Below are 21,477 nucleotides of genomic sequence, written 5' to 3' on the forward strand. Positions count from 1 at the left end.
TTTCAATGAAGAAAATGCTTCATACAGCGCTTGCTGTATCGATTTCACTTGCTCTATCAGGGCAAGTGGCTGCAACTGAGCAATCAAGTGATGACAAATGGCAAGTAGATACACCAAAAGGCCAATTCCTAGACGCTAAAATTAGTGTTGAGCAAGGCACGTGGATGAATGTTGATATTAGCCCTGATGGTAAAACAGTGGTGTTTGACTTACTCGGCGATATTTATACCATGCCAATGTCGGGTGGTACTGCAACGCAATTAACCAGTGATATTGCATGGCAAATGCAACCACGCTTTAGCCCTGATGGTAAGCACATTGCGTTTACTTCAGACCAAGGCGGTGGTGACAATATTTGGGTTATGGATGTAAACGGTGAAAACCAAAAGGCAGTAACCAACGAAACATTCCGCTTGTTAAATAGCCCAGCTTGGAGCCCAGATGGCGACTATTTAGTTGCTCGTAAGCACTTTACTGCAAGCCGCTCTTTAGGTGCTGGTGAAGTATGGCTTTACCACAAAGCGGGTGGCAAGGGGGTGCAACTAACTGCACGCGAGAACGACCAAAAAGACTTAGGCGAGCCAATGTTCTCACCTGATGGTCGTTATGTTTATTTCTCTCATGATGCAACGCCGGGTAAAACATTCCATTACTCAAAAGACTCTGTAGCGGGCATTTATAAAATTAAACGCTACGACCGTGAAACCGGCGAGATTGAAACAATTATTGATGGTATGGGTGGGGCTATACGACCGACACCTTCACCAGATGGTAAAAAACTTGCGTATATCAAGCGTGATGATTTCCAAACAAGCTTGTATTTATATGATCTCCATACCGGTGAGCATACAAAGCTTTATGGTGAGCTTGAACGCGATATGCAAGAAACATGGGCTATTCATGGCGTATACCCGACAATTGCTTGGACACCAGACAACGAACAACTGGTCTTTTGGGCGGGAGGGTCAATCCATAAGTTAGATGTGGATGATAAGTCTGTCTCGACTATTCCATTTAAAGTTGAAACCAATAAGCAAATTCAAAAAGCAGTGCGCTTTACACAAAACATCGATAGCGATAATTTTGATGTGAAAATGCTGCGTAATGTACAAATTTCACCAGATGGTGAAACAGCTATTTTTGAGGCGCTTGGTCATATTTATAAGCGTGATTTAGAGTCAGGCAAAGTAAAGCGTCTGACTAAGCAAGACGATCACTTTGAATTATTCCCGCAGTTTTCTCGTGATGGTAAGAAGATTGTTTACAGCACATGGGATGACAACGAGCAGGGCTCAGTACGCGTTGTGTCTGCACGTGGTGGTCGTGGCGATACCATTACTAAAGAGCCGGGTAAATATGTAGAGCCAACATTTAGCCCAGATGGCAAAACGGTTGTTTACCGTAAAGCGTCTGGCGGCAGTATCCTTAATCCAACATGGTCATTAGAGCCAGGTATTTACTCAGTAAGTGCTAAAGGCGGTAATTCAACACTTATCACTAAATCAGGGTATCAGCCGCAATTTGGTGCAGCGAATGACCGAATTTATGTGATGAGCCCTTGGCCAAAACCAACATTGAGCGTTGTTGAGCTTGAATCAAAACAAGTTCGCAAACTTTATGAGTCAGAGCATGCAACAGAGTTTAGAGTATCACCAGATGGTCAATACCTAGCGTTTGCAGAGCGTTTTAAAGTATTTGTTACACCATTTGTTGAGCGTGGCAAAACCATTAATATTGGCCCGAAAGATAGTCAATTCCCAATTGAGCAGCTCTCTGTTCGCGCAGGTGAAAACATTAGCTGGAGTGGCACAAGCGATAAACTTTATTGGAGCCTAGGCCCAGAGTTATATCATGCAAGCTTAGCGGGTTTATTTGATATTAACAAAAATGCAGAGACTGACTTTAAAGTTAAAAGCGGCGATAACATCGGTTTTACAAAAACCATGGCCGAGCCTAAATCAGTATTTGCGTTAACTGGCGCACGTATTATCACCATGAACGGTGAGCAGGTTATTGAAAACGGCGTTATTGTTACTGATGGTAAGCATATTAAAGCGGTTGGCAGTAAAGACAGTGTTGCTATTCCTAAAGGCGCAAAAGTAGTTGATGTAACCGGTAAGACGGTTATGCCGGGTATTGTTGATGCGCATGCTCACGGCTCGCAAGGCAGCGATGAGATCATTCCACAGCAAAACTGGAAGAACTTAGCGGGCTTAGCGTTAGGTGTGACAACGATTCACGATCCATCAAACGATACCACTGAGATTTTTGCTGCAAGCGAAATGCAAAAAGCGGGCATAATTGTCGCTCCTCGTATTTTCTCAACGGGTACCATTTTATATGGTGCGAATATGCCAGGTTATACATCGCATATTGATTCGTTAGAAGATGCTAAATTCCACCTTGAGCGTTTAAAGAAAGTAGGGGCGTTTAGTGTTAAATCATATAACCAACCACGTCGTGAACAGCGCCAGCAAGTTATTGAAGCAGGCCGCGAACTTGAAATGATGGTTGTGCCAGAAGGCGGTTCATTACTACAGCACAACTTAACCATGGTAGTTGATGGTCATACGGGTATTGAACACTCAATTCCTGTTGCCAATATTTACGATGATATTCGCCAGCTTTGGTCACAAAGTGATGTAGGTTATACGCCGACACTGGGTGTAGCATACGGTGGTATTTGGGGGGAAAATTATTGGTACGATAAGACCGATGTGTGGAATCACCCGCGCTTAAGTAAGTTTGTACCAAAGAATCAGCTTTTACCTCGCTCAATGCGCCGTGTTAAGGCGCCCGATCATCACTATAACCACTTTAACAATGCCCGTGTTGCAAAAGAGCTGCAAGACTTAGGTGTGTTAGTAAACTTAGGTGCTCATGGTCAACGTGAGGGGTTAGCAGCACATTGGGAAATTTGGATGTTTGCGCAAGGTGGTATGACGCCACTTCAAGCTATTCGTGCTGCAACTTTAGATCCTGCTAAATACATCGGCCTTGATAAAAATATCGGTTCTCTTGAGCCGGGTAAACTTGCCGATTTAGTTGTTATTGACGGTAACCCGCTAACTAACATTCGTGATACAGATAAAATCGATTACACCATGATCAATGGTCGTTTATTTGATGCTGCAACCATGAACGAAGTGGGTGAGAAAAAACGCGAAAAGTTATATTTTGAAGAAATCTAACAAAGCGAAAATCTAAACTGAAAGCGGCCATTGTGCCGCTTTTTTATTGTTTAGTTATTGCTTTAAATGAGGAAACTGTTTAATTCCTACTAGTTTTGCTTGGCAGATCATGCCCTCTACAAGCGTCATCAAATAGTGGCTGTGCGAGTCTAGCTGCGAGCTTTCCATGTTATTACATGCTGATAAGCGCTTTTTAATTAACTGCTGTACTGCCATTTTATGCTCTTTGCAGGCTTGATTTATCGGGCTTGCAGGATCAGCAAATTCAGCAGCAGTGTTAATAAATAAACAGCCATTGAAATCACCTAATTCTGTTACTTCAGAATTAAACCAAGCTTCATGGCAGCTGATCAACGTTGCTTTAAACTCTTCAACAGTGGTTTGCTTGCTGGTGGCATGCGTTAACCAATGTATAAACCTATTATGTCGCTCACTGAGGCACGCGAGTAATAATTCATCTTTACTTGCGAAATGGTGGTACATGGTTTTTTTGGCGACACCCGCCACACTAATGATTTCGTTTATTCCCACACTATGAATGCCTTTTTGATAAAAAAGTGACAAGGCGGTCAAAATAATATGTGTTCGTTTATCCATAACAAGGCCTCAATTGGTGATTAATGATAGCTTGACAGAAGTAGACCGACTTGTCTACTATCTGCTGGGTAGACAAGTCGGTCTACTTTTCGGAGGGTTTATGGATAATAAAGTAAGCAAAGCGGCTATTGCAGGTATATTTGCTTGTATGGCAATTTTTGTATTGGCCTATTTACAGCAATTAGGACATTACGGTGTGTGGTTGATGGCACCCTTTGGAGCAACAGCGGTGCTAGTGTTTGGTGTGCCACACAGTCCGCTTGCGAAAGCGAAGAATGTTATCGGTGGGCATCTTTTGACTGCCTTAATCGGTGTTGTATTTGTAAATTATGTCGGTGTAGGGGCTGTTGAAATTGCTATAGCAACAGGACTGGCAATTAGCCTAATGATGTTGACAGATACCGTACATCCAGCGGCAGGCGCAAACCCAATTTTGATAATGCAATCTATGCAAAGCTGGGATTTTTTAGTGATGCCCGTATTAATCGGAACGGTATTTATTGTGTTGTTTGGCTATTTAAGTCAATGGATATTAAGCAACCAATTGAATAGTCATAAAAAAACCGCTAACGAGTAGCGGTTTTTTAAAATGAATGAGTGTAATGAGATTACACAACACCACGCGGTAAACGACAATCGTGGTCTTTTTCAGCTAGGTTAACAATCCAAAGCTCTTCAGCTTTGTAACCATCATCGTTTGCTGTAACAACAGTAAACGGTGCTTTCTTAGCTGTTTTAGCCGGTGCAGCGGTTTTAGTTTTGGTTTTTTTCGCTGGTGCTTTTGGTGCTTCTTCTGCTTTAGGCTCAGCTGTTTTACCAGAAGTGAGCTCTTCAGTCAGCGCTGCAACATCAGCAAGGCGCAAGTTTTTGCCACCATCGATGCTATACCAACCAGGTTTTGTAGTGATTTCAGGTTTCTTACCATTCGCTGCTTCGTATGCTGCTTCGAAGGCATTTAACACTTCTGTTTTGTCTAGTTTGCTCATCAGAGACCCTATACGTTGTAAACACAGATTAAGAATATATATTTATACCTATTTTCAGCTTACTTTTCAATTTTTTGCGATTTTCCTTCCATTTTTCACTCATAAACGCCAAAATTTGCACAAAATAGAGGGTTGAAGGACGATTTTCATATGCAACGCAAACAATTTACTCAATTATTAAACGACATTCTTAAACCTGATTCTATCGCTGACTTTTGCCCAAATGGCTTACAAGTTGAAGGGGCGAGTGAAGTAAAAAAGATAGTGACGGGTGTCACAGCTAGCCAAGCATTGATTGATGCCGCTATTGCAGAAAATGCAGATACGATTTTGGTACATCATGGCTATTTCTGGAAAGGAGAGTCGCAGCCAATCACGGGCATGAAAAAACGCCGTATTGCAGCGCTTTTAAATAATGATATTAATTTATATGGCTATCACTTACCGCTAGATATTCATCCTGACATTGGTAATAACGCACAATTGGCAAATTTACTTGGTATTGAGTTCACTGGTGGGCTTGAGTCTGGCCCAAATAGTGTGCCGGTAAAAGGGCGTTTAAAAACACCACTAAGCGGTGAAGAATTTGCCGATAAAATTGCGAAAGTACTTAATAGAGCACCATTAACTAGTTTGGTCAGAAAAGAAAAAATCGAAACCATCGCTTGGTGCACCGGGGGTGGCCAAGGGTATATTGATTTAGCGGCTGCTCAAGGGATTGATGCTTATCTTACTGGTGAGGCCTCTGAGCAAACGATTCATAGTTCACGCGAGCAAGGCATCGACTTTTTTGCAGCAGGACACCATGCTACTGAGCGTTATGGCATTAAAGCCTTAGGCGAACTTTTAGCTGAGCAGCATGGTTTTGATGTAACGTTTATCGATATCGACAATCCAGTCTGATTAAGTCTACAGCGCCTCTGGATCAATCCAGCGGCGCACACTTACCCAAGCACTGCCAATTTTTTCATGAGCGACTCTGGTAACGGCAACCAGTACATCATCATCAGGTATAAACTGCTTATACGTCGGATACTGACTAAAATCTTGGAAGTCAGTTGCCGCAGGGATCACATCAACACCTTGTGCATTAAATAAATCTTTTGCTCGCGGCATATGGCTTGCTGAGGTGACTAGGGCTGTTTTTTTATCGACTAAATAAATGGCAAGTCGCTTCGCTTCTTCAGCGGTATCCATAGCGAGGGGATTTTGCTTAATTCGGGCGCCTTTAATGCCGAGCGCTTTTGCTGTTTCAAACATGAGCTGGCTATTGGTGGTGTTAGCAAAACCGCCCCCTGATACATAGAGAGTGGCGTTTGGGTAGTGGTGGGCAAGCTTAACACCTTCAAGTAATCGAGCAAGCGCACAATCGCCTAACTGGTGATTAGCGGCAAGGCGAGAGTTGGGCATTATAGAGCAGCCAAGTACCACAATATTATCGAGTTTAGGGTGTTTTGCTTGGTTAAATTGCCATGCAGGGTTATTGCTTGCAGCTATCAGTGACTGACCAATAAATGGCGTGCTTATCAGCATTAAATTTAAAATGCTAGCAAAGCCAAAGTAGAGTGCTTTGCGTTTATGGGCAATGGCTAAAAATACCATCACTAAAGTAAGCAGCCCGAGCAACGGCAGGGGCATTAATAATGAGCCAATGATCTTTTTAATTTCAAACATGTATCAGCATTATTGTTTGTAACAGATGCAGCTATGTTAATTATTTTGCCTTTCTTTAGCGACCGTTATTTTGCTTACACGTATTTAAAAAGTGGCGATAAACAGGGTTATCTTTCATATTCTTTTTCATCGCTAAATACATAGGGCGAGTAAGGCCAAGTGCACCTAACGGAATCGACTTAATGAGTCCTTGGCTTTCATAAGGGGTGACTAGCCAATCTGGTAATGCTGCAACACCCATTCCAGCGCTCACTAATTGGAAAATCAATAAACCTTGGTCAACCGTTTTAAGCGTGCCATCAAAGCGTGCATTTTGAATAAAATGTTTAAAGATATCTTGGCGCTCTCGCGGGATAGGGTACGAAATAATAGTTTCGTTTTTTAAATCAAGGGCGGTGACATAGGCTTTTTTTGCCAACTCATGATCCGGTGCAACGATTAATTTTAATTTAAAATCAAACAGGTGAGCATACTCAAGCTGATCGGGTTCACGAATATCAGAAGTCAGCACAAGATCTAACTCATCATTAATTAAATCTGGAATGGCGTCATAACTAAAGCCGCGCTCATAATCAATTTTGATATCAGGCCAAAAGTTATTAAATTCTTTGATAGTTGGTAGCAACCAATGAAAGCATGCATGACACTCAACACTTAAACGTAAATTTGAAATTGGCTGATTCAGGCTTTCTTTTAAACGACACTTTGTCGCTTCAACCCTCGGTAAAACCTCATTAGCAAGCTCCAGCAGTAACATGCCTTGCGGTGTAAAACGCACAGGCTGCGTCTTACGTTCGAACAGTTGGCAATCTAGCTTATTCTCGAGATCTTTAATTTGATGTGATAAAGCCGATTGAGTTAAAAACAACTCGCGGGCGGTATTGACCAAAGAGCCTGTCTCTTTAAGGGTCGCTATGGTTTTTAGGTGCTTTATATCAATCATCTTTAAAAAATCTCATGAAAAATGTGAGCCAAACTCAGATTACGAACATAGTACGCTTAAGAATTTGTTTTTTCAACGTCTAGACGTCTAAAGTTAGTGGTTGCTTTAACTGTTTTTTTACAATACGTTTTTTTACTGTCAATTGACATCGCTGTCATTGTTTTTTTACTTAACTTATATCAAAAAGCTATGAATATACCTCAAGTTGGTTTTTGGAGATCTCTTTAGGTTTTTGATTAGGGTTAACTCACTTCTCACTTAGGCAAAGCGACCTGACTTACAACTAAGATATTATTTTTAAAACTGTTATTATCGTGCAATCAGTACGATTTTATTTTTCAAAGGGATACCAGTGTTACGTACACTACTTTTAACCTGTGCTTGTTGGGTTATGCCTGCTCTCGCTGGCACTATTTACAGCCAGTTTCCAACAGAGATTGATCCGCATGAGCACTATGTTTTTTATTCCCATGGTTTTATCGTCGAAGGTAAAAACCCTAAGCCTGTTCACAAAACCTTTGGTGTTTATGACTTTATTTCGGTAAAAGAAGCACTTGCAGATGATAGTTATCATTTAATTGCCTATCACAGGCCAAAAGACACTGAACCATTTGCATTTGCGAAAAAACTTGCTGCAGATGTTGAAGCATTGATCAGCGCCGGTGTTGATGAGTCGAATATTAGTTTGGTTGGTTTTTCACGGGGTGGGGCATTGTCGATACTGGCAGCCAATGAGCTTAAACGCACACATATTAACTTAGTTATATTGGCAGGTTGTGCTGGCCTAATAAAAAAGAACTCATCAGTTAAAGCTTACGGCAAGGTTTACTCTATCTTTGAACGCTCAGATCAGGTTGGCTCTTGCCAGTTTTTAATTGATAGAAGTGCAGTAACTAAGTTCGAAGAACTAAGCATCAATACGGGGCTCTCCCATGGTGCATTTTATAAGCCAAAAGATGAGTGGCTGTTACCAATTAAGAAGTGGCTGAAGGATTAACTATGCCTTATTTATTGCTATTGCTCGTTTTTGTGATCAGTGTTTTCGGCGTGAGCTCAGTAAGCCATGCTGAGCCATTTATTTTGCCACGTACTAATACTGTGTTACTTAAAGATAAACATACCGAAAACGAATACCCCATTACAATTAAACTGCCACGCAGCTACCAAAAACAAAACCAGAAGCGCTACCCCGTTGTTTACCTGTTAGATGCAAACTACAGTTTGCCAATTGCCTCTGGCGTCAGTCGCTTAATGATGAATTCGGGGGCGATGGAAGAGGTGATTATCGTCGCAGTAGGGTATCAAAAAGGTTTGCCGGGGCTTAATAGCCGTATTTATGACTATACGCCATTTGAAGATAAAAATTGGCAACGTAAAACTGGCGGAGCAAGCCAGTATCTAAACTTTCTAAAACAATCTGTATTGCCATATATTAAGGCTCACTATAGAACAACCCAAAAAAGTACGTTAGTCGGTAACTCGCTGGGTGGTTTATTTGCTTCCTTTACCTTATTCACTGAGCCTTCGCTTTTTTCAAATTATATTATCGGCAGTCCTTCAGTGTGGTTTAAAGAAAACTCAATATTAGCTATGGCTGTAAAACCAGCTGCCAACACAACAAAAGTTTACATCGCAGTGGGAGAACTTGAAGAAAGTGAAGGTGAAAAAATGGTGTCGGGCGCAAGGCAATTAGCAGCTAAAATTAATAAACAAAGCGGCGCGCTTGTTACAACAAATTTATTTGTTATTCCTCAGGCACGCCATGCAACCGCATTCCCAACAACGATTACCCAAGCCCTAGACTGGATTTACCAGACCAATACCAACCCGCAATAATACTTAATTAAGCGGATTGGTATAAGAGCAATTAAAGAGCGTGACACTTTTTATATTTTTTACCGCTACCACAAGGGCACTCGTCATTACGGCCAATTTTAATATCTGCAACTGGCGTTATATCACCATCTAGGTAACGCCATAGGCCATCTTCTTTAATAAAACGCGACTTTTCGTGTAACTCACAATATAAGCTTTGGTAAAAGTAATTTGCTTTAAATTCTACAAAACCTTCTTGATCATTATGTTCTGTATCTAAAACACTTAGCTTGGTAAAACGGCAGCTATTAGCAAAATCTTTAATTTCGCGAACCGGGTTTGCGGCTTGTTGGCTTTGTGCATAGGTGCTAAATACATATTTTGCATCTTTCAGCGCGTATGCACTAAAACGAGAACGCATAAGTTGCTCTGGCGTATTAGCTTGGCTTGCACCTGTATGAAAAGGTTGGCAGCAAAGCTCGTAAGTCGATTCGCTGCCACAAGGACAAAGGGGGTGTGTGAGTGATGTCATAACAACTTACCTAAAACTATAAATTGTTATTTTAACAAGCCTATTGTGGCTGCGGTACTAAATTGTTTAATTGAGCGCTTTTTGTAAAGCAATAAAACTTAGCAGATGCCTGCTCAAGGTTTAAGTTCATCGAATCAAGTTGATGATTGTTTACAATATCTGTCCATGTGATCACAGCAGCAAAGTTACCGTTATGTAATGCTGAGCTAAGTACGTACTCAAGGTTTACTAAATGCTTTTGTCTGATCACAAGTAGTTTGCTGGTATCAATTGAACACGAATCTAATAATGCTTTGCTAGGAACATGATCAGGGGCAATTAATAGTGTCCATGCATTTTGGCTATTGTAATGATGCAATACTTTTAATAGCTCAAAGGTTGCTGATATTTCGTCTTCAATTTGAATTAAATTAACAGACGCTTTGTCGTTATCTTGTTGGTAGCTTTTAACTGTTCTTAAGGTAATTGGCTGTAACATAACTTTCACTCACTGGTTGTTTATACAGTATGTGTATACAGTAGTTTATACAGTGTTTTTGCGCAAGTACTTTTTTGCTATTTTTTAACCAATCATTCAGTTTTATGTTAATTAAATTCATTTAGTTCTTATTAAACAATGGGTTACTTTTTTGTTTTGGAAGGTCAAAAAGGTGAAAAATTTATCATTAAAATTATACAGTATTCTATACAGTACTGTATGAGCTACTATATTTTGCTTCTATACAGGTGTTTTGCATAAAAAAGCCGGTTTAAAAACCGGCTCTTTATCTTTGCAATTTTGCTATTTATCTAAATAGGTATTTAAAAACTCAAGATATGCGTTTGAGGCTTTAATGCGGTTTTCCTTTTTAGTAAAACCATGGCCTTCATCATCGAATAATACATATTCGACAGGCACATCATTTGCCTTTACAGCGGCAACGAGCTCATCGCTTTCAACTTGTAAAACGCGTGGGTCATTAGCACCTTGAATCACCATTAATGGCTTAGTGATGTTTTTAGCATGAAATAGTGGCGAAATTGCACGGTGACGCTCACTGTCTGTAGCGGGGTCGCCCATTTCATCGTACAGTGCCTTTTTAAAGCTTTCCCACCATGGTGGAATCGAGTTTAAGGTTCTAACCCAGTTTGTTACACCAAAGATATTAATGCCTACTTTGAATTCTTCAGGTTCAAAGGCAAGTGCTGCGGCGGTCATAAAGCCACCGTAGCTGCCCCCCATGATACCAATTTTATCGGCATCGACCCAATCTAGGCTTTGCAGGTGTTTTTTACCGTAAACAATATCTTGTAAATCATCAGTGCCATGTTTTTTATCATCTAAATGGAAGAAGGTTTTACCATAGCCTGAGCTGCCTCGGTTATTAACCGCAAAAATGGCATAACCATGATTGACTAGATGTTGCTGCATCGCACTATATCCAGTACGGCTTTGTCCACCAGGGCCGCCATGCACCCAAACTAAAGCAGGTACTTTATTGTTGCTGTTGGCTTGCTTAGGTTTATATAAAACCCCCGGGATTTCTAAGCCATCGAAGCTCTTAAAGCGCACAATTGTGCTCTCAACTAAGTCACTTTGATTAATTGCATCACTTAATGTGTTAGTTAATTGTTTAGCTTTCGGCTCACCGACTTGCCACACAAATAAATTGCTTGGCGAGGTGTCTGAATTTAAATAAAACGCCATAGTTTTTTCATCAGCTGAAAAATTAACACCACGTAAGTTACCTGCAGGCAACGATGGCATAGCAATACCTTTACCTGTGGTGGTATCGATTATCGACACCTTAGTGCTGGCGTCGGCATTAACACCACTTACTTGATAACGGCCAGATTTAGAGAAGTATATAAAGCTGACATCCCACTCATCTTTGAGGGCAGGGCTGTGCTCGCCGGTAGTTAAGTCATAACGCCACACTTCTGCAAACTCACCTTTAGCATCGGTTGAGTAATACAATGATTTACTGTCTCTTGAGAAGGTTTCTGGGCCATACTTAGCGTCGTCGTCATGACGGGTGATAAGCTCTGGTTTAAGGTTTTTTTTAAGCGTATCGAGAATGAACACATCGCTGTCTTTGTTCGAATTGTTTTTCGATAAAGCAATAAAGCGGCCGTCAGGGCTTATCGCACCGACATCCAGCCCCATGGTATTTTGATAAACTGGCGTTACTTCATAGCTGTTAGCATCAACAAGATATAGGTCCATAAACTTAGCATCACGCTGATTGCTGGTTATAAAAAAGTGTTTACCGTCTTCTGTGAATCCTGCAAATCCTGCACGGGTTTCTTCACCTGGGGTGAGGTCTTTAACTGTGCCGTCTGTTTCGCGAACATAGACGTGATAACGCTCGTTACCACCTGAGTCTTTAGTAAATAGTACGCGCTCATCTTTAGGAAAATAAGCCACTGCATAAGTACTGTCTTCAAAGTCTGTTAAGCGGGTTTTTTTGGCGGTTTTTATATCTACTTCATACAGGCTATAAATGCCGCTTTCATCACTGCTAACAAGTATTTTGTCGCCTTTTGGTGAAAAGCTGCTGCCCATAATTGAGGTTGTATCAAAAAAGGTTTCAGCATCATACTGTTTAACAGTTTGGCTTTGTTGCACGCTTTCGGTGCTGCTTGTTGATTGGGTTGATTGTGAACATCCTGCAAGTGCAAGGCTGAGTGCACATGCCACGGCTGCTAGTTGAAAACTCGGTTTCATTGTAATTATTCCTTGTTAATTTTTCGTTATAAAGTGTTGCCTGTTCATAATCTAAACGCAAGTTTTACCCGTTCGATATTTGTTTCAAATCATGTAAATAAATAGGGACATGAGTGTGATATTATTTTTCCACTATTAAAGGAAGTAAACATGATTGCAATAAACAACCTCAATAAACGTTTTGCCTCAGCCCACGTTTTTGAAAACTACAATAAGCAATTACAAGGTAAAAGAGTTTGTTTACAGGCAGCCAATGGCAGAGGAAAAACAACGCTACTGATGATGCTCGCTGGCCTAGAAGAGCCACAGTCAGGGCAGATTTTATACAATAATGAGGCATTAAAATCACCGCAAAACGATGTTTCAATTGCAAGCGATCGTATTGTGCTGCCTGATTTTTTAACTGCGAGGCAAATTATTGAACTTAGTTTCAAGGCATTAAAGAAAGACATACCAAAGCAGCTCATTACAGGTTTTAACTTTACAGAGCATCTCAACACTCGCTTCAGTTCTTTATCGAGTGGAAACCAAAAGAAATGCCAGCTTATTACTGCTTTTTTAAAGCAAGCCCCATTTTTACTATTAGATGAACCGAGTGCAGCGCTTGATCAAACAAGTATTCAATTTTTGCTGACCTTACTTGATGACTACTTAGATGATAAACCTAATGGGCAAATCATAATCACAAGCCACGAACCTCAGGTGTTTATACAGCACGGTTTTGAGTGTACAGCATTATGATTGACTCTCTTGCTAGCTACGTGTCATTCCTTGCTTATCGATACTTAGCATATACGACTAACCTTAAAAGCATGCTGTCTCAGTTAAAGAGCTTTAGCTTGTTGCTCGCACTGTTACTTGGCCCTGCATTTCTTGGTATGGTTTTACTGTTGTTTTTAGGGCTTGGGAAAATAGTCGATAGCCATGCAGAACCTGCTTCTGGCGCCAAATTAGCATTGGTTTATCTTTTACTTGAATCGGTGATGTTATGGGCCATGGCGCCAGCCATTAAAAATGTGCAAAACAGGGCATTTCAGCGAAGCCTTTATAAACCCTCTTGGCGAGTATGTGTTGACTGCAAGTTATTATTTTTAAGTAATGTTTGGCTCATTGCGAGTTTATTAATAGCTGTAGATTTATCGTTGAAACAATGGCTACAAGTGCCTCATTTTATGATTTTTGTGTTTTTGCAGTGGCTATGTGGGGTATTTGTTCTTTATAGGCCAATTGCACTTTTTTATAGCTTGTTAATAAGCTCTGTACTGATATTACTGCCTGTTAGTTTATCTTCGCTGCAATACTATCTAGGATTTGTTGCTATTTTCAGCTGCTCGACTTTAATCCCTTCTGTAAGAATTAGCCATAAGTTGAAAGTACACTCGTTTGCTTTATTTTGGTTTAGTTACTTTTTACAACACAGTTGGTGTTTAATATGGCGTTGCTCAGTTCTGGTTGCATGTTTGTTTTCTTTATTACAGCTAATAACAATTCGGAGTGACTTTAGTGATCTGATACAGGCTGTAGCTTTATCAGTATGTGTGTTGCTAACTAGCTCGTTACAGTTCGATTGCATGGCTGTTTTTAAAAAATATCGGTTATTCTTTCAAAGTAATAACCAAGACAATCTGTTTTATGTAAGCCATTTTATACCGAGTCTTATATTTTTTGCTGTGGCTTTAATGGTAGTTATAAGCATGCTTGGCACTAACTTAATTTACATACCCATTGGCGCAGGCTGGTGTTTATTACAGCAATATATAGCGCAAAAAAAACCAGCGCAATTTGCGCTGGTTTGGTTTTTCATAACAATTGGAATTGTTTTGCTAGCTTAGGCAGCGTCTGCTTTTTTATCGCTTTCGCCACGGGCTACTTTACCAGCAACTAAGTCTGCTGGGTCAAAGTCGTCAACGTTAATAACGTCAAGACGGGCTTTTTCAACAGCAGCTAGTTTGTCGGCTTCTGCTTGACTTAAAATGCCAGCTTCTAGGCCCATTTGCGCTACTTTATCAAGCTGGAAGAAAGGCAGTTTTACGCCTTTTTCACGGCATACCTTATCAAACAGCGGCTCAACTTCGAGAATGTCTTTAAGCGTTTGCTCTTGACGACCAACAAGGTTAAGTGGTTCGTTTTTAAGGTAAATGTAGTTAGCTAAACGGTTACGAGTTTCGCTTGGTACTTGTAATAAGTGCGCAAGTTTATGCTCAAGCTTATCAGTAGGTTTACGAACTGGACGACCGAATGGGAATAACATAATTTTTAGCATTGCACGAAGTGGTGCAGATGGCATGTTATTGATTAGGTCAGCAAGAGCTCGTTGACAGTGGTAAAGGTGATCTTGGCAGCTCCATTGAACTAGCGCAAAATCTTCTTTTTTACGGCCTTCGTCGTTGTAACGTTTAAGTGTTGCAGATACAAGGTATAAGTAGCTTAGTAAGTCACCTAAACGTGCAGAGATACGCTCTTTACGCTTCAATGAACCACCAAATACCGCCATGCTGATATCTGACATTAATGCTAATGATGCACTGAAACGTGACGCAACTCGATAAAACTCAGCTGTTTCGTCTTTGTACGGCGTACTTGTGAAGCGAGCATTCGTTAGTGCTAACCACTTAGTACGAACAAGGTTCGAAATAGTAAAGCCAACGTGACCCATTAATGCTTTATCGAATACTGCAAGCGCTTCTTCGCGGTCTTCAATTGCACAAGCGCCTAGCTCAGTTAACACGAATGGATGACAACGAATTGCACCTTGACCATAAATGATCATGTTACGCGTTAAGATGTTTGCACCTTCAACAGTGATTGCAATTGGCGCACCTTGATAACCACGACCTAGGTAGTTGTTTGGACCAAGCATGATGCCTTTACCACCATGAACATCCATACCGTGAATTGTTGCTTCACGCATTTGTTCAGTTAAGTGGTATTTGATAATCGCAGATACAACCGATGGTTTTTCACCAAGGTCAACAGCACCGGTAGACATGCTAACGGCAGCATCAGAGCTATAAGCGTAGCCTGCAAGTTTTGCCATTGATTCTTCAACACCTTCCATTTGACCAATAGGTAAACGGAATTGACGACGAATACGGCTGTAAGAACCTGTTGCAAGCGCAATTGTTTTAATGCCACCTGTTGAGTTAGACGGCAAGGTGATTGCACGACCAACAGATAAACATTCAACTAGCATACGCCAACCTTGACCAGCCATTTTCGGGCCACCAATGATGTAATCAAGTGGTACGAAGATGTCTTTACCGCGAGTAGGACCATTTTGGAATGGTACATTTAGCGGGAAGTGACGACGGCCAATTTCTACTCCAGGAGTATCTGTTGGGATTAACGCACAGGTAATACCAGGTTCTTTATTATCACCTAGTAAACCGTCTGGATCTTGTAGTTTAAATGCAAGACCAAGTACAGTCGCAACAGGAGCAAGAGTAATGTAACGTTTGTTCCACGTTAGGCTAATACCAACAACTTCTTCGCCGTTCCATTGACCTTTACAAACAACACCGTAGTCAGGAATTGCACTTGCGTCAGAACCAGCTTCTGGTGATGTTAAAGCAAAACATGGGATCTCTTGACCACTCGCTAAACGTGGTAAGTAATGATCTTTTTGCTCTTTAGTACCATAGTGCTGAAGTAATTCGCCCGGACCTAATGAGTTTGGTACACCTACGATAGATGAAAGTAACGTTGATTTACTTGTTAGCTTTTGCAGTACACATGATTGTGCATAAGCAGAAAACTCTAAACCGCCGTATTCTTTTTTGATGATCATGGCAAAGAATTTATTATCTTTTAGATATTGCCAAACATCTTGCGGTAAATCAGTTAATTCGTGCGTTGCGTGCCAGTCATCTAACATGCTACACACTTCTTCAACTGGGCCATCAATAAACGCTTGTTCTTCGATAGTCAGTTTTGGTGCTGGGTATTGGTGTAATTTGTTCCAGTCAGGACGACCACAAAATAGATCCGCTTCCCACCACGTAGTACCTGCATCGATTGCTGATTTTTCAGTATCCGACATTGTCGGGGTTACTTTTTTAAATGCAGCAAAAATAGGTTTGATGATGTATTGTTGACGAATGCTTGTCACAGAAAGTGGCACAGCAACAAGTAAGAATAGTAGCCAACTGATTGCACCAAACGCGCCAGCAAAAGTGCCAACAAGTAAGGTCGCAATGGCAATACCTAAACAGGTATTCCAGCTCGATCTGTGGTAACTCGCCACACTAAGTAGCACGAGTAAACCAAGTAAAAATATGAGAGTCATTGATTATTCCTTAATAGAGGTCAGACCACCTCTTTTAGAGTAGCGCTACAACCATGAATTATCAAGAGGGGAACAAAGATAAAACGATGCTTTGTAAAACCTTTTAATGAGTAAACTGTATGAACAGTGCAAAAAAATTTACAGTGGGCTTATGACTATTTAGTTTATGTAAATGGTACATGTAAAAAGGTGTGTAAAATATGCACTATTTATCAGATAGTTCTGAAAATCTCAGCATAGCAGTTGCCATCTTTAGCGCTATGTACAACAATGAGCGCAGGCAGGGATCAGCCCATCATGCCTTTTACTTCGATTAGTTTTATAGGTTAATAGTTCTATGTGTGAGTTGCTTGGCATGTCAGCCAATGTACCAACGGATATTTGTTTTAGTTTTTCGGGCTTATTAGAGCGTGGTGGAAACACTGGCCCGCATAAAGATGGTTGGGGCATCACCTTTTATGAGGGTAAGGGCTGTCGCACATTTAAAGATCCCGAGCCAAGTTGCCAATCAGAAATTGCCAAACTCGTTAAAGCGTATCCTATTAAAAGTATTTCGGTGATAAGTCATATTCGCCAAGGGAATCGTGGTCGTGTATGCCTTGAAAACACGCATCCGTTTACCCGCGAGTTATGGGGCCGTGAAATTACGTATGCACACAACGGGCAATTATCTAATTATCATGATTTAAAACCAGATTACTATCGACCTGTCGGTAACACTGACAGTGAACTGGCGTTTTGTTGGCTGCTCGATAAAATTCGCGAAAAATACCCTAAGCGGCCATCAAATATGGCGTCTGTATTTCGTTACGCGGCAAAGCTTGCCCATACGCTGCGCGAAAAAGGCGTATTTAATATGTTACTTACCGATGGTGTTTATGTGTTAGCTTATTGCACTAATAACCTACATTGGATCACACGGCGTGCACCGTTTGGCAAAGCGACATTAATTGATGCAGACATGGTGATTGATTTTCAAAAAGAAACCACACCGAACGATGTGGTTACCGTTATTGCAACACGGCCTCTCACCAATGATGAACGCTGGCAGAAAATGGAACCCGGTGAGTTTGCACTGTTTAAAATGGGCGAAAAAATTTAAATAAAAGATGAAGCGCTATTAAGGCGCTTCATTACTCACTTCATTTGTTACGGCGACTGGTGTGGTCACAGTGAATGAATTAAGTTGCACTTCAAATTGCTCTACGCCTTTTTCACCTTTCCACATACGCACGAGCATGTAGTCCATTTCTGGGGCAAACCACGCCAATGCTTGGCGTTTATCGTTATCATATAAGCGCTTAACTTTAATCGCTTCTACATTACCAACAGGTAACGAGATCACTTCGGTGCCGATGACTTCAAAGTCGTAATTGCGAAGGTTGCCTTTTTTATCAATCAATGGATACGATAATTGCGTTTTACCTTGTTTTAACTCTTCGCGCACTTGCACTTGGTAAGACAGTGAATCTTGAAAATCGTCAGACCAATCAAGCTTTAATGGGTATTTACTTTCGCTGCTTTGTACTTGTTTTTGCGCCGCATCAAATTTTAAGCTGTATTCTTTATCAGGCCCTGTGCCTGAGCGCTCCATGGTGTAACTTAGCGGAGAAATTTTTTGATCATGGTAAGTAAATTTAGATGTTTCTTTTCGTGAGTCAGAAAAAATCATCCATTCGATTTCGCTGTGATAAGTGATCACGTAGTTACCGTCTGCTGCTTTTTTAAGCTCGCGGATTGCTTTACCATGGGTTTCGCCTTTACGAAGTACATCGTATTTGGCTTCATATTGAGTGAGATCGCCAGCTAAAACACTGGTAGGAAGTAATAAAGTGCCCACACAAGCGAGTAGGGCACTTAAATTTTTATTCTGGATAGTGCGCGCCGTGTGCAGGAAGTTTCTTTTCGTCAAAAACTGCATAATCTGCTTCCATCTTGAGTCGTTGTTCACTGAACCACTTGACCACCAATGGATAGATTATATGTTCTTGCTGATGAACACGTTGTGCGAGTGTCTCTGCGGTATCGTTTTCGAGTACCGGCACTTTGGCTTGAAGAACAACGGGACCGCCGTCTAGCTCTTCTGTGACAAAGTGAACACTGACACCATGAACGTCATCTTTTGCATCTATCGCTCGTTGGTGGGTATTCAGCCCTTGGTACTTAGGCAACAAAGAAGGGTGAATGTTCAACATTTTTCCCTTAAATTTTTGCACTAAGCTAGGAGTAAGAATACGCATAAAACCAGCTAATACAACTAGATTTGGTTCAAAATTGTCAATAATGTCCATTAACTCAGCATCATAGGCCTCGCGCGAGTCAAAATCTTTATGGCTAAGTACACGTGTTTGTATACCTGCATTTTTTGCTCGCTCAAGGCCATAGGCGTCGGCTTTATTACTAATAACAGCGGCGATTTCGGCTTTTATCTCACCACGCGCACATGCGTCGATGATGGCTTGAAGGTTTGAACCGCTACCAGAAATTAATACAACAAGACGACAAGGGGTCATTAGTCACGACCACCTAAAATTTCTACTTGCTCTTCGCCTGCTTTCGCATCTTGGATCTCACCGATATGCCATGCATTTTCGCCAAGATCTTTAAGGATTGTTAAGCTTTGCTCAAGTTTGTCTGCTGGAACAACTAAAATCATACCAACACCACAGTTGAATGTACGGTACATTTCGTGTGTTGTGATGTTGCCGTTTTCTTGTAACCAGTTGAAAACAACAGGCCATTCCCAGCTGTCACCTTTGATAACTGCTTTTGCAGATTCAGGAAGTACGCGCGGGATATTTTCCCAGAAACCACCACCCGTGATGTGAGATAACGCGTGTACGTCAACCTGCTTGAATAGCTCAAGTAGTTGTTTAACGTAGATACGAGTTGGCTCTAAAAGGTGATCGCCAAGTGTTTTGCCTTCAAGCTCAGCGCTCGTGTCTGCGCCAGATACTTCAAGAACTTTACGAATTAATGAGAAGCCGTTTGAGTGAGGACCACTTGATGCAAGGGCGATTAATTGGTCGCCTGCAGCAACTTTAGTACCGTCGATAATTTTTGATTTTTCTACAACACCAGTACAGAAACCAGCCATGTCGTAGTCTTCGCCGTCGTACATACCTGGCATTTCAGCAGTTTCACCACCGATTAATGCACAGCCAGAAAGCTCACAGCCTTTACCAATACCTGTTACAACATCAGCCGCAGTGTCTACGTCTAATTTACCAGTTGCATAGTAATCAAGGAAAAATAGTGGCTCTGCACCTTGTACAATAAGGTCGTTTACACACATAGCAACAAGGTCGATACCCACTGTGTCGTGCTTTTTAAGATCGATTGCTAAACGTAGTTTTGTACCAACGCCGTCTGTGCCAGCAACCAGTACAGGCTCTTTATAGCCAGTTGGTAGTTCGCAAAGTGCGCCAAAACCACCGATACCGCCCATTACTTCAGGACGTCTGGTTTTTTTAACTACGCCTTTAATACGCTCAACAAGTGCATTACCGGCATCGATATCTACGCCCGCGTCTTTATAGCTAAGAGACTGTTTTTGTTCGCTCACAGGTTTTCCTCAAAAAAGTTGCATGTGGGTTGCTTAGAAACGCGCGTATTTTACAACAATTGCAATGGCGCGGCTAGTTGAAAAATCACTTTAACCGACTTGACAAGGACAGTTGTCCGGCTTTTTTGCTTTCAAGTTACAAGGCAAAAGTATCAAGTAAATGTCACTTTGACCTTGTAACTAGAGACTTCTCACTATTTGTTAAGCTTTCGCAGTTAAAATAGCGCGTAGGGGGGCTGGGTAACCTTCAATGGTTTTGCTAGTGTCATTTGGGTCTAAAAAGTCGACCAATGATTCGTTTTCCATCCACTGGGTTTTACGTTGTTCTTCAAGCGTTGTGATTGCACAGTCTTTAACTTGTACATCTTTAAAGCCAACGCGCTCCATCCATAGTTTTAATGCCGCGGTGCTTGGGATAAACCACACATTACGCATTTTTGCATAACGGTCGGTTGGCACTAAAGCTGTGTACTCATCACCTTCAACAACCAGTGTTTCAAGGACTAACTCACCGCCAGGACGAAGCTGCGCTTTTAATTGCGCTAAAAAGTCGATTGGTGAACGACGATGATATAAAACACCCATCGAAAATACTGTATCAAATGCTTTTAGCTCTGGCAGAGCTTCAACACCTAATGGCAATAAATGCACGTTTTCATCTTGGTGGTAATGCTTTATCGCTTGGAATTGGCATAAGAATAAATCAGATGGATCGATACCTACCACAAAATTAGCGCCTTCACCGCGCATACGCCACAAGTGATAACCTGAACCACAACCAATATCAAGCACAGTGCGGCCTTTTAACGGTTCAATATGAGGCAGTAAACGATCCCATTTCCAATCACTGCGCCACTCAGTATCAATCTCGATACCGTGTAAGCTAAATGGCCCTTTACGCCATGGCATCATGCGCTTTAATAAATGCGTTAACTGTTTTTGCTGACCCTCAGATAGCTCATCACCGGTGCCGATTTGTACTTTATCCTGTAGGTTTACATGGTTTGTGCTTACCTCAGGTAAGTTTTTTAGCACTTTTTGCCATTTAGGTAAATCGCCGTGGCTGGCTTCGAGTTCCCAGTGCTTTAATTGACCAGGCAAAGTTTCGAGCCAGTGACTTAGCGGGCTTTGTGCAATCGCAGCGTAAAATTGGTTAAACCATTGAGACATGAAATACTCTTT

General features: G+C 41.3%; 20 protein-coding genes. 8 read left to right on the forward strand and 12 right to left on the reverse strand.

Features of this window, described 5'->3' with window-relative positions; genetic code table 11:
* The first annotated feature begins 5 nt into the window (after nucleotides 1-5).
* Complete coding sequence (locus QL229_RS09145; RefSeq protein WP_138556785.1) at nucleotides 6-3,191, forward strand: amidohydrolase family protein; 3,186 nt, start codon at nucleotides 6-8, stop codon at nucleotides 3,189-3,191.
* A 54-nt stretch (nucleotides 3,192-3,245) separates the two neighbouring features.
* On the opposite strand, the gene QL229_RS09150 is transcribed toward QL229_RS09145, so the two are convergent.
* Nucleotides 3,246-3,788: a TetR/AcrR family transcriptional regulator gene (locus QL229_RS09150; protein WP_138556786.1), complete on the reverse strand. Its 543-nt coding sequence runs from the start codon at nucleotides 3,786-3,788 to the stop codon at nucleotides 3,246-3,248.
* Nucleotides 3,789-3,888: 100 nt separating this feature from the next.
* Between QL229_RS09150 and QL229_RS09155 the strand changes: the two genes are divergently transcribed.
* A complete protein-coding gene (locus QL229_RS09155; RefSeq protein WP_135924172.1) occupies nucleotides 3,889-4,365 on the forward strand; it encodes an HPP family protein in 477 nt (158 codons plus the stop codon).
* A gap of 31 nt (nucleotides 4,366-4,396) precedes the next feature.
* Here QL229_RS09155 and QL229_RS09160 read toward each other — a convergent pair whose 3' ends face one another.
* Complete coding sequence (locus tag QL229_RS09160) at nucleotides 4,397-4,774, reverse strand: hypothetical protein (RefSeq protein WP_063706001.1); 378 nt, start codon at nucleotides 4,772-4,774, stop codon at nucleotides 4,397-4,399.
* Between the two features lie 150 nt (nucleotides 4,775-4,924).
* Between QL229_RS09160 and QL229_RS09165 the strand changes: the two genes are divergently transcribed.
* Entirely contained in the window at nucleotides 4,925-5,677 is a 753-nt protein-coding gene (locus tag QL229_RS09165; RefSeq protein ID WP_138556787.1) for a Nif3-like dinuclear metal center hexameric protein, read from the forward strand.
* A gap of 6 nt (nucleotides 5,678-5,683) precedes the next feature.
* Here QL229_RS09165 and QL229_RS09170 read toward each other — a convergent pair whose 3' ends face one another.
* Entirely contained in the window at nucleotides 5,684-6,448 is a 765-nt protein-coding gene (locus tag QL229_RS09170; protein ID WP_138556788.1) for a YdcF family protein, read from the reverse strand.
* A gap of 55 nt (nucleotides 6,449-6,503) precedes the next feature.
* Nucleotides 6,504-7,391: a LysR substrate-binding domain-containing protein gene (locus QL229_RS09175; protein WP_054551603.1), complete on the reverse strand. Its 888-nt coding sequence runs from the start codon at nucleotides 7,389-7,391 to the stop codon at nucleotides 6,504-6,506.
* A 352-nt stretch (nucleotides 7,392-7,743) separates the two neighbouring features.
* Between QL229_RS09175 and QL229_RS09180 the strand changes: the two genes are divergently transcribed.
* Entirely contained in the window at nucleotides 7,744-8,388 is a 645-nt protein-coding gene (locus QL229_RS09180) for an alpha/beta hydrolase (RefSeq protein WP_235382906.1), read from the forward strand.
* A gap of 2 nt (nucleotides 8,389-8,390) precedes the next feature.
* Nucleotides 8,391-9,227 carry an alpha/beta hydrolase-fold protein gene (locus tag QL229_RS09185; RefSeq protein WP_138556789.1) on the forward strand — a complete coding sequence of 279 codons (837 nt, stop codon included), beginning with the start codon at nucleotides 8,391-8,393 and terminating at the stop codon, nucleotides 9,225-9,227.
* A 31-nt stretch (nucleotides 9,228-9,258) separates the two neighbouring features.
* Here the strand turns inward: QL229_RS09185 and QL229_RS09190 are convergent, their stop codons facing one another.
* The 3 genes from QL229_RS09190 to QL229_RS09200 form a co-directional block, all read right to left on the reverse strand.
* On the reverse strand, nucleotides 9,259-9,738 hold the full coding sequence (locus QL229_RS09190) for a YchJ family protein (RefSeq protein WP_138556790.1): 480 nt from the start codon (nucleotides 9,736-9,738) through the stop codon (nucleotides 9,259-9,261).
* A gap of 40 nt (nucleotides 9,739-9,778) precedes the next feature.
* Nucleotides 9,779-10,216 (reverse strand): SulA-like leucine-rich domain-containing protein, encoded by a 438-nt coding sequence (locus QL229_RS09195; RefSeq protein WP_054551944.1) that lies wholly within the window; start codon nucleotides 10,214-10,216, stop codon nucleotides 9,779-9,781.
* 303 nt (nucleotides 10,217-10,519) lie between these two features.
* Nucleotides 10,520-12,445, reverse strand: coding sequence for a S9 family peptidase (locus QL229_RS09200; protein WP_281546797.1), 1,926 nt, complete (start codon nucleotides 12,443-12,445; stop codon nucleotides 10,520-10,522).
* Nucleotides 12,446-12,595: 150 nt separating this feature from the next.
* On the opposite strand from QL229_RS09200, the gene QL229_RS09205 reads away from it, so the two are divergent.
* Together QL229_RS09205 and QL229_RS09210 are read left to right on the forward strand one after the other, a co-directional pair.
* Entirely contained in the window at nucleotides 12,596-13,186 is a 591-nt protein-coding gene (locus tag QL229_RS09205; RefSeq protein WP_138556792.1) for an ATP-binding cassette domain-containing protein, read from the forward strand.
* Nucleotides 13,183-14,277 carry a DUF6136 family protein gene (locus QL229_RS09210; RefSeq protein WP_281546798.1) on the forward strand — a complete coding sequence of 365 codons (1,095 nt, stop codon included), beginning with the start codon at nucleotides 13,183-13,185 and terminating at the stop codon, nucleotides 14,275-14,277. The genes QL229_RS09205 and QL229_RS09210 overlap by 4 nt, the downstream gene beginning before the upstream one ends.
* Here QL229_RS09210 and fadE read toward each other — a convergent pair.
* Nucleotides 14,274-16,730 carry an acyl-CoA dehydrogenase FadE gene (gene fadE, locus QL229_RS09215; RefSeq protein ID WP_135924181.1) on the reverse strand — a complete coding sequence of 819 codons (2,457 nt, stop codon included), beginning with the start codon at nucleotides 16,728-16,730 and terminating at the stop codon, nucleotides 14,274-14,276. The two genes, QL229_RS09210 and fadE, sit on opposite strands and share 4 nt — an antisense overlap.
* A 337-nt stretch (nucleotides 16,731-17,067) precedes the next feature.
* Here fadE and QL229_RS09220 point away from each other — a divergent pair, with 337 nt between their 5' ends.
* Nucleotides 17,068-17,832 (forward strand): class II glutamine amidotransferase, encoded by a 765-nt coding sequence (locus QL229_RS09220; protein WP_054551596.1) that lies wholly within the window; start codon nucleotides 17,068-17,070, stop codon nucleotides 17,830-17,832.
* 18 nt (nucleotides 17,833-17,850) lie between these two features.
* Here the strand turns inward: QL229_RS09220 and QL229_RS09225 are convergent, their stop codons facing one another.
* The 4 genes from QL229_RS09225 to cmoB all read right to left on the reverse strand — a co-directional run bounded on the left by QL229_RS09225 (nucleotide 17,851) and on the right by cmoB (nucleotide 21,465).
* Nucleotides 17,851-18,651, reverse strand: coding sequence for a DUF3108 domain-containing protein (locus QL229_RS09225; RefSeq protein ID WP_135924182.1), 801 nt, complete (start codon nucleotides 18,649-18,651; stop codon nucleotides 17,851-17,853).
* Nucleotides 18,596-19,243 (reverse strand): phosphoribosylglycinamide formyltransferase, encoded by a 648-nt coding sequence (gene purN / locus QL229_RS09230; RefSeq protein ID WP_054551594.1) that lies wholly within the window; start codon nucleotides 19,241-19,243, stop codon nucleotides 18,596-18,598. Before purN ends, QL229_RS09225 begins: the two co-directional genes overlap by 56 nt.
* Entirely contained in the window at nucleotides 19,243-20,295 is a 1,053-nt protein-coding gene (gene purM, locus QL229_RS09235) for a phosphoribosylformylglycinamidine cyclo-ligase (RefSeq protein ID WP_063705981.1), read from the reverse strand. The genes purN and purM overlap by 1 nt, the downstream gene beginning before the upstream one ends.
* 201 nt (nucleotides 20,296-20,496) lie before the next feature.
* Nucleotides 20,497-21,465, reverse strand: coding sequence for a tRNA 5-methoxyuridine(34)/uridine 5-oxyacetic acid(34) synthase CmoB (gene cmoB / locus QL229_RS09240; protein ID WP_281546799.1), 969 nt, complete (start codon nucleotides 21,463-21,465; stop codon nucleotides 20,497-20,499).
* Between the last annotated feature and the right edge of the window lie 12 nt (nucleotides 21,466-21,477).

The organism is Pseudoalteromonas sp. PAR1 (genome assembly GCF_947311895.1).
Classification (GTDB): Bacteria; Pseudomonadota; Gammaproteobacteria; order Enterobacterales; family Alteromonadaceae; genus Pseudoalteromonas; species Pseudoalteromonas lipolytica_C.